Origin of the sequence: Bradyrhizobium sp. 22 (assembly GCF_000482425.1) — a bacterium.
Lineage (GTDB): Bacteria > Pseudomonadota > Alphaproteobacteria > Rhizobiales > Xanthobacteraceae > Bradyrhizobium > Bradyrhizobium japonicum_B.
In genome coordinates, this window is the sequence record NZ_KI519401.1 from 147,237 (window position 1) to 159,421 (window position 12,185).

General features: G+C 61.4%; 9 protein-coding genes and 3 pseudogenes. 8 read left to right on the forward strand and 4 right to left on the reverse strand.

Annotated features, from left to right (window positions below; translation table 11 throughout):
* Nucleotides 1-357 precede the first annotated feature (357 nt).
* Both K410_RS40135 and K410_RS0135100 read right to left on the reverse strand, forming a co-directional pair.
* Complete coding sequence (locus tag K410_RS40135; RefSeq protein ID WP_155248752.1) at nucleotides 358-639, reverse strand: hypothetical protein; 282 nt, start codon at nucleotides 637-639, stop codon at nucleotides 358-360.
* Nucleotides 584-1,414, reverse strand: coding sequence for an IclR family transcriptional regulator (locus K410_RS0135100; protein ID WP_024342764.1), 831 nt, complete (start codon nucleotides 1,412-1,414; stop codon nucleotides 584-586). Before K410_RS0135100 ends, K410_RS40135 begins: the two co-directional genes overlap by 56 nt.
* 151 nt (nucleotides 1,415-1,565) lie before the next feature.
* Here K410_RS0135100 and K410_RS0135105 point away from each other — a divergent pair, with 151 nt between their 5' ends.
* From K410_RS0135105 to K410_RS0135135, 7 genes are read left to right on the forward strand one after another with little or no spacing between them, the layout of a single operon-like run.
* Nucleotides 1,566-2,336, forward strand: a complete 771-nt coding sequence (locus tag K410_RS0135105; protein ID WP_024342765.1) for an SDR family NAD(P)-dependent oxidoreductase — start codon at nucleotides 1,566-1,568, stop codon at nucleotides 2,334-2,336.
* Nucleotides 2,337-2,383: 47 nt separating this feature from the next.
* Nucleotides 2,384-4,087 carry an FAD-dependent oxidoreductase gene (locus tag K410_RS0135110; protein WP_024342766.1) on the forward strand — a complete coding sequence of 568 codons (1,704 nt, stop codon included), beginning with the start codon at nucleotides 2,384-2,386 and terminating at the stop codon, nucleotides 4,085-4,087.
* A 34-nt stretch (nucleotides 4,088-4,121) separates the two neighbouring features.
* Nucleotides 4,122-5,270 carry an ABC transporter substrate-binding protein gene (locus K410_RS37785; protein WP_024342767.1) on the forward strand — a complete coding sequence of 383 codons (1,149 nt, stop codon included), beginning with the start codon at nucleotides 4,122-4,124 and terminating at the stop codon, nucleotides 5,268-5,270.
* 51 nt (nucleotides 5,271-5,321) lie between these two features.
* Nucleotides 5,322-6,197 carry a branched-chain amino acid ABC transporter permease gene (locus K410_RS0135120; protein WP_024342768.1) on the forward strand — a complete coding sequence of 292 codons (876 nt, stop codon included), beginning with the start codon at nucleotides 5,322-5,324 and terminating at the stop codon, nucleotides 6,195-6,197.
* A 2-nt stretch (nucleotides 6,198-6,199) separates the two neighbouring features.
* Nucleotides 6,200-7,162, forward strand: coding sequence for a branched-chain amino acid ABC transporter permease (locus K410_RS0135125; RefSeq protein WP_024342769.1), 963 nt, complete (start codon nucleotides 6,200-6,202; stop codon nucleotides 7,160-7,162).
* Nucleotides 7,159-7,941: an ABC transporter ATP-binding protein gene (locus tag K410_RS0135130; protein WP_024342770.1), complete on the forward strand. Its 783-nt coding sequence runs from the start codon at nucleotides 7,159-7,161 to the stop codon at nucleotides 7,939-7,941. Before K410_RS0135125 ends, K410_RS0135130 begins: the two co-directional genes overlap by 4 nt.
* Entirely contained in the window at nucleotides 7,938-8,663 is a 726-nt protein-coding gene (locus K410_RS0135135) for an ABC transporter ATP-binding protein (RefSeq protein ID WP_028139116.1), read from the forward strand. The genes K410_RS0135130 and K410_RS0135135 overlap by 4 nt, the downstream gene beginning before the upstream one ends.
* A 6-nt stretch (nucleotides 8,664-8,669) precedes the next feature.
* Here K410_RS0135135 and K410_RS41170 read toward each other — a convergent pair.
* A pseudogene (locus K410_RS41170) lies at nucleotides 8,670-9,366 on the reverse strand (ISNCY-like element ISBva1 family transposase); the annotation flags it as partial.
* A gap of 335 nt (nucleotides 9,367-9,701) precedes the next feature.
* A pseudogene (locus K410_RS39025) lies at nucleotides 9,702-11,247 on the reverse strand (integrase catalytic domain-containing protein).
* Here K410_RS39025 and K410_RS40745 point away from each other — a divergent pair.
* Nucleotides 11,237-11,986: pseudogene (locus K410_RS40745) on the forward strand (IS21 family transposase); the annotation flags it as partial. The pseudogenes K410_RS39025 and K410_RS40745 overlap by 11 nt on opposite strands.
* Nucleotides 11,987-12,185: the final 199 nt, after the last annotated feature.

The window sequence follows — 12,185 nt, forward strand, 5'->3', positions numbered from 1 at the left end:
TGGAGCACTCGGCAGTGCAATAGCGCTGGCCGCGATCGCAACGGCCACAGATCAGCACCTGGGCCCGGCAACGGGCACACAAGAACAAGCGGCCTGCGGCCTGCATCGGCGATCCCCGGCAAATGCCGAAGACGAGGCCGACGTGAGGCTCGACGGATGCGCGATGGCCGCTATACTGCGCGCCACGCAATCCGCGGTCTGCCGATCACGCAGACTGTTGGTGGATTGGGTACAGGCGCGGCTCCGCTTCACTTTGCAGGGTTACGACGGCGCCGCGCCTGTTGGTCTGTTCAGGGACCCGTTCCCTATCCGCCGAGGCGGGGCGCTGCGCAACCCGGGGACAGCTCCCCGCCTCGGCTACCAGCCCGTCGTGGGGAAACAACGTCTTCCGCCATCCGCAAGGAAATAGCTTCCCGCCCAATCTCGCCGCGCGCACGATGTCGCCAGATTTACGCGGTTCTCGAAAGCCATTGATAGTGCGTCGATGCCGCGCCGCTCGATCGCGCCGAAAATCTTGGCGTAGACATAGCCAGCATCGGCGGTGACCGTTTTGATGTCGATGCTCGCGAAATGTCCGTGGCGCTCAGCTCGAGCCTGGTTCTCTGTACCCGAGGGATCCGGAAAGTCGTCGGGCTGCATCGGCGACCACCTTGCCCAAGACTCCATCTGGGCTTGCGTCCACCCGATTTGCTCGGCCGAAGACTGTCAAGGCCATGCAAAGGCTGCCGGTCACATCGAACACCGGAGCGCTCACCGCCCCATACCCGTCGCCGCCTCCATCAGACATGCAGGCAAATCCACGCGCCCGGGTTTCCTGGATCGCTCGAGCCAAGATGGCGCCATCGTGCGGGACGTTCAGCCTTCCCGATCGCCGATTCTGTTCGAGTTCGCGCTCGATCACTGTATCGGTTCTGGCGGCATCTTCGAACGAACAGAACAGTAGCCCAGTTGCGGAATAGGTCATCGGGCAATGATGGGTGAGCGCAATCGTCGTAGCGAACTCGTGGCGGGCCTCGATGATGCGGATCATCGTAGGTCCTTTCTCCCCCCAAACTGCCAGCGCGGCAGTTTCGCCGACTTGGTCGACGATTTCGCGTAAGGTCGCCTCCGCGAACCGGAGCGGCTCGAATCTCGAGAACCCCTTTAGGCCCAACTGTAGTGCGATTGGGCCAAGGTCATAGCGCGCCGATACTCCGTCGCGGGTAGCAAGACCGATCCGGATCAGACTCACCAGGTAGCGATGTGCTTTGGCGGACGGCATCCCAGCGCGCTGCGCCAGTTCCGCCAGCTTCAAAGGTCCGTCGGCTTGGATCAAGGCGTTCAGGATGTCGCCGGCGACTTCAACCGACTGGATCCCGAGTTGAGGCGACTCCGAGGCGCTTCTCCTTGTTTGCGCGCGATTCTCTCTCAGCATGCGACCGGCCTGCCCAAACCGAAGGTAATTGTCAAAACCAAAAAAGCCTCTTGACGCGTTTCGAGAAGGAAATAAGAATTACAATATAAGAATTATGTTACACAATATAAAATCTAGCTTTCGAAATGGATCGCACTTTGGGAGGAACGTCATGGTTGGAGGAGCGGTCTCCAGGCTCTTGGAAGGAGACGTCGCTTTCGTCACAGGCGCAGCCCAAGGTAATGGAGCTGCGATAGCGCGAGGAATGGCCGCCAGCGGTGCAAGCGTGATCGTTTCCGATCTGAATGCAGCAGGAGTTGGGGCGGTGGCCGAGGCTATAGTGAGCGCTGGCGGGAGAGCTGTCGGCATCGGATTGAACGTGGCAGACCGAGAGGCCTGTCAGGCGGCGGCGGCTCGCGCGGCAGAATTTTTCGGCGACATTTCGATCCTTGTGAACAATGCCGGCATCACTAGACGGACACCTCCCGACGATCCTGCTTTTCTCGACCACTTGGACGAACAGATAGCCATAAACGTCCGGGGCTGCGCCACCATGGCGATCTCGCTGCTTCCCCAACTCTTTCGCACGAAGGGCCGGATCCTCAATATCGGCTCGATCGCATCATTCGTTGCCTACCAGAATTCAGCGGCCTACGCGGCTTCGAAGGGCGCGGTGAAGCAATTGACGACGGCCCTGGCGGTCGATCTCGCAGAGCACGGCATCAGGGTCAACGGGATCGCGCCGGGCGTCATCGCCACGCCGATGACCGAAACGACGCGCGCCAATCCCGATGCCATCAATCGCTTCCTCCGTCACACGCCCATGGGGCGAGTGGGCGAACCCGACGAGTTGGTAGGCCCGGCCATCTTTCTGACCTCGCGGCTCTCCTCCTACGTCACCGGCGTCATGCTCCCGGTCGACGGTGGATATCTGGCGAACTGAGCGCAGCGTCCCGATCAAGAGCACAACGTCGACAGCAGGGAAGTTCGATGCCCGAAAGTCTTCTGGAATACGATCTCCTCGTCGCCGGATCGGGCGCAAGCGGACTCACGGCGGCCGTAGTCGCGGCCAAACACGGACTGAAGGTCATCGTCGTCGAGAAAGAGGCAGTCTTCGGCGGAACGACAGCCCTCTCCGGTGGCTACCTGTGGATACCCAATAATCATCTGGATGCGGCCGAAGGCATCAAGGATTCCATGGATGCCGCGCGGGCATACATGCGTCACGAAGCTGGCAATCACTACGACGCGGAGCGGGTCGAAGCCTTCCTCGAAGCCGGGCCGAAAATGGTCTCCTTCATGCAAGACAAGACGGCCGTCCGTTTCGAGGCTTCCCCTCTTTTTTCGGACTATCACCCCGATGCCCCAGGCGGAACACCTGGTGGCCGGTCGATACTCACGAAACCGGTGGATGCTAAAATTCTGGGCGAAGACATCGAGCGATTGCGGCCTCCGCGCCCCGAACTCACTCTGTTTGGTCTCGCCATTGGATCCGGTAAAGAGCTTTGGCACTTCTACCGAGCTACCCAGCGTCTGGAATCCTTTGTCTATGTGGCGCGCCGCCTTACGAAGTACGGTTTCGATCGGCTCCTAAAGGGACGAAGCCAGCTTCTGACGAATGGTAATGCTCTGGCCGCCAGGCTTTTCCGCTCCGCGCGAGATCTCGGAGTCGAGTTGTGGCTGGACAGTCCGGTTAAGGCCCTTCTTCAGGACGAGAATGGGGCCGTGACGGGTGCCGAGGTTCAGACGCCGAAAGGCTCTCGTCATATCGTCGCTCGTCACGGTGTAGTCTTGGCTTGCGGCGGATTTCCTCTGGATATTGCTCGTCGGCAAACGCTCTACGGCCACCGCGCGGATCTCGACGAGCATTGGTCTGCAGCCAGCCCGGGCAATACGGGCGATGGCATTCGTCTCGGGGAGACCGTCGGCGGAAACGCGGTGAAAGGCTATCCGAATGCGGCGGCTTGGGCTCCGACGAGCTTGGTGCCGCGCGAAGACGGCACCAAAGGACCGTTCCCTCACTTCATTGATCGCGGCAAACCTGGAGTGATCGCCGTCACGCGCGCGGGACATCGTTTCGTTAACGAGTCGAACAGCTATCATGACTTCGTCCAAGGCATGAAACACGCATGTTCGTCGGACAAGCCCGTCGAGGCATTTCTGATCGCCGATCACAAGACCATCCGAAAATACGGGTTGGGCCATGTGAAGCCGGCGCCCCTGCCGCTTGGTCCGTCAATCCGTTCGGGATATCTCATCGTCGGCGAAACGCTTGCCGACCTCGCTAACAATGCCGGCATCGAGGTTGGCGAGTTCGAAAGGACCATCGCCAAATGGAACGCCGACGTTCCCACCGGAACGGATTCGGTCTTCGGAAAAGGATCGACAGCGTACAATCGCTTTCATGGAGATCCAAAAGTCAAGCCGAACCCGTGTATGGCGCCGATCGCGAACGGCCCCTTTTACGCGGTTCGCGTCGTTCCCGGTGACATCGGTACCTTCGCAGGCCTACGCACCGACGCTCACGCACGAGTCATCGACGCGAACGGACGTCCGATTCCCCGGCTCTACGCAGTCGGCAACGATATGGCGAGCGTGCTGGGAGGCAACTATTCCGGTGGTGGCATCACGCTGGGTCCCGGAATGACTTTCGGGTACATCGCGGCCCTGCATGCTGCGGGCGCAAGATCTTGAACCGGGATCAATCGATAAACAAGGGGGAAATACCATGGTGATACGCAGAGCGCTTCTTGCGGCAGGTCTCATCGCGACAGTGATCCTCCCGGCTAACGCCGAGGACAAGGAGATCCGGATCGGTGCCTTGATGGCGGCAAGCGGTCCTGCAGCGTTCCTCGGCGCTTCGCAGAAAAACGTGTTTGAGCTGCTCGTCGAACAGATCAATGCCCGCGGTGGTATGTCAGGTTATAAGGTCAAGCCCTTCTTCTATGACACTGAGGGCAACGGAACCCTCGCGGCACAGCAGTTCAGGCGCCTCGCAGATTCCGACAACGTCTCGGTCGTAATCGGTCCGTCGACCACGGGCGAAAGTCTCGCCATCCGGTCGGTTGCGAACGAGATGAAGGTGCCGCTGATTTCGATGGCCGGCGCCGAAACCGTTGTCGTGCCGCCTACACCGTTTGTGTTCAAGACGCCGCCCACCGATCGCATCGTCGCCGAGCATCTTCTGGATTTTATGAAGAGCAAGGGCATCCATTCCATCGGTCTGCTGTCTTCGAACGACGGATATGGTCAGGCGGGTGCCAGCGTGGTGAAGGAAGTCGCCAGCAAGACCGGAATGAAGATAGTCGCAGCCGAGGAATTCGGACCGCGCGATACGGACATGACACCGCAAGTTCTCAAGATTCGATCGAGCGGCGCCGACGCGCTTCTTATCTGGAGCGTGAACCCCGGCCCGACGATCATCCTCAAGAACGCCGCCGCCGTCGGCTTCAACAAACCAATCTATAATTCTTATGGAGCTGCAAGCCCTCAGTTGATCGAGCAGGCCGGTGCGGCCGCGGAGAACTCGTTCGTATCTTCCATGCGTCTCCTTGCACCGGAGAGCCTTCCCGCGGACGATCCCATGCGTGCCGTGGTCAGCAAGCTCGCGGAGGACTACAAAACCAAATACAAGTCGGACGCCACGACGTTCATCGGTCATCCAGCCGACGCGCTCAGGCTTGTAGAGGAGGCGGTGAAAAAGACCGGCAGCATTGATCGCGCGAAACTCGCCGAAGCGATGGCCGACGGCATTAGCTTCCCGGGGGCGAACGGCATATTTAAGTTCACGGCTGACAACCACAACGGCCTCGATGCGTCGTCTCAGTCAATGGTCATGCTCAAGATTCAGAACGGGAAGTTCGTCGTGGTGAAGTGATCGGCGCGGCCGACCGCACACGCGTCACCCGGCTACCCTCCGAAGGATTCGATGGATATGTTTCTCCAAGTGGTGGTCTCCGGCATCGTCGTAGGCTGCGTCTACGGCATGGCTGCGTTGGGCTTCACCATCGTCTACAATGCGACTAAAATCATCAATTTTGCCAACGGCGAATTTATGATGCTTGGTGGAGTGCTTCTGGCGGGACTCGTCGCCGCCGCGAAAGTGCCGATCCCGGTCGGAATCCTTGCCGCGATTGCCGGATGCGCGCTCGTCGGGTGGGTCCTGCAGCGCGGCGTGCTCGATGGGGCGCGAAACTCAGATCCCCTCACGCTCGTCATGTTGACGATCGGGTCGGCATTGGCATTGCGGGGCGCCGCTGCTCTCGCCTTCGGCAGGGATGTCAGCTTCGTGCCGGAATTCGGCGTGCTCCCGCTCGTGCTGCTCGGCAATGTCTACATCCCTAGCCAAGGGCTTTGGATCATTATGGTTCTCGTCGTCGTCAGCGCGGCGCTCTGGTACGTTTTTTCCCGGACGATGCTGGGAAAGGCCATGCGTGCCGCGAGCCAGGAACCTCGGGCGGCCGCGCTTTGCGGAATAGAACCCAGGCGGACGGCGGCTCTGGCCATGATCATGGCCGGCTCCATCGGGGGTCTCGCGGGGGCGATGCTCGCTCCGATGTCCGCGGCATTCTACGAAAACGGCATTTTTCTCGGACTGAAAGGCTTTGCGGCCGCTGTCGCCGGGGGATTAGGCAATCCGCTGGGCGCCGTCGTAGGTGGCCTGTTGATAGGCCTCGTCGAGAGCCTCACCTCGGGATTCGTGGCATCTGGCTTCAAGGATGCGGTAAGCTTTATGCTTCTCATACTCGTGTTGATCCTGCGGCCTCAGGGGCTCGTCGGAAAAGCCGTCGTGCGCAGGGTCTGACGATGACACTGCACAAGACTTCGAGGCTGCGTCGCGACTGGCAGATTTTGGCGTTGGTAGCCGCTTTACTCGCACTCGTCGAATTCTGCGTATCGAGCCAATTTCACCGTTCGGTCATCATCTTGTCGATGATTCATTCGGTTGCGGCCGTCGGGCTGACTTTGCTTGTCGGCTACGCCGGCCAAGTATCGCTCGGACACGGAGCCTTCGTTGGGATCGGTGCCTACACCGTAGCGTTCTGTCTACAGCGGCTGGGATTGCCTGTCGTGTTCGCGCTGGCCGCAGCGGTCGTACTACCCGGCATCCTCGGATTTTTGATCGCTCGTCCAATCCTGAGATTGTCGGGACATAACCTCGCTCTCGGTACGTTAGCGCTGGGTGCGGTCTTCTACGTGGTAGCAGCACAGGTGCGCGATGTGACCGGCGGGCTCGATCCGGGGATCGTCGATCTGCCGAGCATGGCCTTCGCGGGTCTCGCCCACGAGCGCGTGGTCTTCTGGCTGTCGATTTTCGCGCTCTGCCTTGCCGCAGCGATAGCAGCCAGTATCGTCGACGGTCGGTTCGGACGGGGATTGATGATCCTGCGATCGTCGGAGCTCGTCGCCGAATGCATAGGCATGAACACGGCGCGGGCGAAGTCCATGATTTTCGCCGTTTCCGCCTCGCTCGCTGGCTTGTCTGGAGGGCTCCTGGCGCTCTATCTCCGCTCGTTCAATGCTTCCGCCTTCGGCGTCGGTCTTTCCATTGAGCTTCTAATGATGGTGATCGTCGGCTCATTGTCCACGATCTGGGGAGCCATGTTCGGCTCCTTCGCTATCATAGTCCTGCCGAACCTCCTCGAAGGATTTGATCAAGCCAAGCAAGTGGTCTATGGGGTCGCGATGATCTTGATCATGTTGTTCGCGCCGAACGGCTTGGGCGAGACCTTATTCCGCGTTTTCACGTTCCGGCGGAAGTCGGCATGACGCTCCAAGCGACCCTTGAAATCGCTGGCGTTTCCAAAAGCTTCGGCGGTGTCCACGCCGTTGCAGACGTGTCGTTTTTCATGGCGCGCGGCGAGGTGACTGCCTTGATCGGTCCGAACGGGGCCGGAAAAACGACATTGATCAACCTCCTCACGGGTGTTCTCCCGGCCGACCGAGGAACGATACGCCTCGATGGACGCGATCTTGCGGGAACGCCCGCATATATGCGTGCTAGGGCCGGAATCGCCCGCACCTACCAAACGCCGCAGATGGCCCAGGGCATGAGCGTTCTGATGAACGTCATGGCGGGCGCCTATCGCTTCGGAAAGCATGGCCTGCTGGGTTCTCTACTCCGCCCATGGCTTGTCATGGCCGACAACGAAGAACTTGCCGAACGCGCCGGCACATGCCTCGCGCGGGTAGGGGTCTCCGAGGAATGGTGGGGGCGGCCTGCGGCCGATCTGCCGTACGGCCATCAGCGCCGGGTCGAAATCGCGCGCGCACTCGCGCAAGACCCGAAACTTCTGCTGCTCGACGAACCGGCAGCAGGGCTCAACCGGAGCGAGGCGGATGAACTCGCTTCACTCCTCGTGAGCATCGCCGCCGATGGCCGTGCCGTCCTGCTAGTGGAACACGATATGGGAATGGTGATGTCGATTTCGTCCCACATCGTCGTGCTGAACTTCGGGCGAAAGCTGGCCGAAGGAGCGCCAGAAACCATCAAGGCCGATAAGGATGTAATCGCGGCATATCTCGGGATAGTCGAGGAAGTCGCATGACGGCCCTCATGGAGGTCGACGGCCTGCGGGCGGGATATGGATCGGTCGAAGTATTGCACGGCGTTTCGCTCTCGGTGCGAGAAGGCGAAATCCTGGCGCTCGTCGGAGCGAACGGCGCAGGGAAATCGACGCTACTGAACACTATCTCCGGTTTCATCCGCCCCAGCGACGGCGACATTCTCTGCCGCGGACACTCTATTCTCGGTAGGGCGCCGGCAGTCATCGCTCGTGCCGGGATAAGACACGTGCCGGAGGGGAGAAGGATCTTCGCCGAACTCGCCGTCGAGGAAAACCTGATGCTCGGCGGGTACGGCCTAGACCGAGAGCGAGTGCTGGAGCGGATGAAATGGGTCTACGAGCTCTTTCCGAGGTTGATCGAACGACGCTCGCAGGCTGCGGGCACGATGTCGGGCGGTGAGCAGCAGATGCTCGCGATCGGTAGAGCCTTGATCGCAGATCCGAAGCTATTGATGCTGGACGAGCCCTCGATGGGCCTGGCTCCCATCGTCGTCGCGGAGATATTCAAGCTCATCGTTAAGCTGCGCGACGCCCACGGGCTAGGCATTCTTCTGGTTGAGCAGAATGCGCACGCGGCGTTACGCATTGCCGACCAGGCATGCGTTCTTTCCCTGGGTTGTGTCGTCAAGCAAGGCACGGGCGCGGCGCTGCTTTCGGATCAGACCTTCATCGAAGCGTTTCTGGGAGGACGATCGAGCGTCTGAATGTGCGTAGATTTCATAGTCGACGATGATCTGGTTTTCGGCTTCTTGCAGCTTGATCATCTTGCCGAACTCGTTGGGCTTGCCGGCCTTGCCCTTGCGGATGACCTCGGTCGACGGCTCGAACACGTTCAGAATCTTGCCCTCGACATGGGTGTCGCCATGGAAGAGGCGCGCCCGGGTCTGACGCATCACCTGCCGCACCAGCGGCACCATCTCCTCAAGCTCCGCGCGCAGGCCCTCCAGCGCGATTGCTGCAGAACATCCGCCGATCGCTTTACGCCTTGCGATATCTCCGCCGAGAACCGCTTCGCCTGTCCTGCGACCCGGCTCGTCGTATCGAGCAAGCGACGATACCGCCGCTGCAGCCGGTCCCGGTTGAGCGGGACCTTGGCGCGCGCTATTCGCGCGATCTCGAACAGACTGCAGCTTCACGCTCCGGCTGCGGTCATGCAGCTTGGTTCCGGCCGCGCCGACGATCCCCGTGATCTTCTTCATGGTCCGGGTTAACACCCCACACTCCGTCCCCCAGCAGCGTGCTGTCGGTCGGATAGTGGATGTTGGTCTCCACGACGATCGTGTCCACGCGCATCCGCCGTCTCGCGATGACGCCGTTCTCATGGGCAAGCTTCACGACCCGATCATGAACCTGCCTGAGCACTTGAGGGCCGACCGCCAGGCCCCATCGGCGCATGGTTGCGGATTCCAACGCAGCCGGCCATGCGTTCCAATTCGAAGCCGGCCAGGTATTCCGATCTGAAGCCGGCCACCCGTGGCGTCTTTTGCGCGGCGGCGATCAAGGTGAGACTTCGTATTGCCTCACCCAAGTTTGTTCCCGAGCCTATTTTCGTTTATTCCTGTCAAGTGAGGCGATGCCGCGCATCGCGCAATTGTCCTTTCCGGCATGGCAGCCCGATGGCGGCGCGCGCAGGCGCCGTCAAGGTTGGCCGTCGGATCGACCTGGAGGCTGGGGCCGAAGTCGACAGGCCACACCTTGACGGTGACGAGCACGACGCCACGCTCGGTCCATCCGGATGGACTTTAGGTTTGCAAACCTGCGGCTGATGTTGGCTCCGGACGCTGTGCGTCTGCGAGAGTAGCTTCGGAGGCTCCCAGATCTCGCCCGAACACGAGTTCATGTGCCATGGCGCTACGCCAGATCTTTAGGCGCCGTTGCACTGTGCGTACAAGCCCGTCCGGATATTCTCCGGGGTACTCGGCCTGCAATCGGTCGAGCAACTGACGACCGGACAAGGACGGATCGGCGTCGAACCAGGAATGCAGATCATTGGTCACCGCGACGAGAGGGTCGAGACGGCGCCGGCCGCGCTTTGCTTTCAGCTTCGGCTGAGATGTCGGACGAATCTCCCCACCTTGCCAGGCGGTGCGCAGCCCGGCGACGAAGCTGTCGAGCGGCACCGTCGGCTCCGACCTCGAGGCCGCGATCGACGCGTTGTCCGCCGCGTCCGCGAGCGGAGAAGTGCTCGTTGTGCGCTGCGTATCTCGGCCAATAGCCGGACCGGATCGAGATCGGCACGAAGCTCGGCGATGCGCTGGCGCGATACGGCGTCCACACGACCATCAGTCAGCAGTCGGTCGCACGGCGTCAGCGGCTTGTGATAGCGCTTCTTCACCTGGGCACCGTTGCGCGTCTTCTCAGCGAGCTTGAAGCACGGCTGGAAGGCATTCACGAACAGTCGAGCCGGCGCGTAGAGCTTCGCCAGTTGCTCGGCTGCCGCGACCCCTTCGTATCGGCGATATCCGACCATTCGCCGAACGATGTCGCCGTTCTTCTGCTCAACGTGCGCCTGATCGTTCTTACGATACGGCCGACATCGCGTGAACTCGATCTTCTCCGTCGCGCAGTAGTCACGTACTGTCTCGTTGATGAACACTGTATCGTTGTCGGTGTCGAAGCCCAGCAACGGGAATGGAAGCCTACGGCGGACCTCGCGAAGTACATCCACCAGCACGGTCTGCTCGCGAACCACGAGCGGCGCCAGCTCAGTCCAGCCCGATGCGATATCCGTGATCACCAGCGTCTGCACGAAAGACCCACGCGTCACCGGACCAGAATGTGCGAAAAGATCCGCTTCCACGTATCCAGGAGGTGGATCGCGCCAGTCCGAGAATGTGCGCACAGGGATCGAGCGGCGAATCGTTGAGATGGCACCCGCTCGCCTACGCTTTGGGCTGCACTGCTCGCGCTGGGGCCGCAGCCCTCGATCAATCGTGGCCGCGCTCATCCACAAGAGAGATGTACGTACTTCGGCGGTGAGCGCCAGATGGCCGTGGCGCTCCATCGCCTCGATCAGTGTCGGTATGATCGCCTTCAAGCGCTTGCCGCATACTCGGTCCGACGCCTCCCAAAGCACAATCAGCGCCCCGCGCTCGGCTTCTCCGTAGATACGCCGTGACGGCCGTGATGCCTACGCTTGCTTTGGGCCGGACCAGCACGCAATACGCGCATCGCGTGCTTCCGGTGATAACCTGCCGCAGCGGCAAACTCGTCGATGATCCTCTTCTTGTCAGGCCGACTGCTTCCTCTGTAGCGCTCGCTCACTGTCAGCAACTCGTCCACGGCCAAGGCGGGGTTCCCGAAAGCGAGTGCCTATCGGATCGAGGGCGACTCGCGCCTGCCATCGCAGAAGAAGACGCCGCGGGGCCGGCGCCGGTCCGATCCGCTCGCGCCTTATTGGGAGACCGAGATCGTCCCGATCCTGAAGGCTGCGCCCGGCATCCGCGTGATCGGCGTGCTGGACGAGCTGCGCCGACGGCATCCCGACCTAGCCCCCAACATCCGACGCACGCTGGAGCGGCGCATCAATGCCTGGCGGGGCTCAACGGCCCCGAACAGGACGTGATCTTCCGCCAGGAGCACGAGCCCGGCCGCCTGGGTTTGTCCGACTTCACCGGCACGAGCGCGCTCGGCATCACCATCGCGAGTGAGGCTTGGCTCTATCACTTCCGGCTGGCGTTGTCCGGCTTCGAGCATGCCCATGTCGTACTCGGCGGCGAAAGCTTCGTCGCCCTGGCCGAGGGCCTGCAGAACGCCCTGTGGGCGCTCGGCGGCGTGCCGCGGGAGCATCGCATCGACAGCCTGTCGGCGGCGTTCCGCAATCTGGCGGCCGATGCGCGGGAGGATCTGACACAGCGCTACGCCGGACTGATGGGCCATTACGGCGTGGCGCCAACGCGCAACAATGCAGGCATCTCATTTCAAGCTAGCCCTGGAGGATGCGCTGCTGCTGCGGGGCACGCGCGACTTCGCCAGTCTCGATGACTACCGGGCTTTTGTCGACGAGATTGTCGGCCGGCGCAACGCCAACCTCGCCACGCTCGTGGAGAAGACCCCTGATGCCGATCTCTTGCGCGAAATGATCGGCTTTGCCGCCCAGCGGCTGATGGAGCTGGAAGTCGAAGGCCAGGCCGGTGCAGCCTACGGCGAGAAGAACCCCGAGCGTCTGGCCCAGCGCAACGGCTACCCCGCGACCGGATCTGGGAAACCCGGGCCGGCACCGTCGA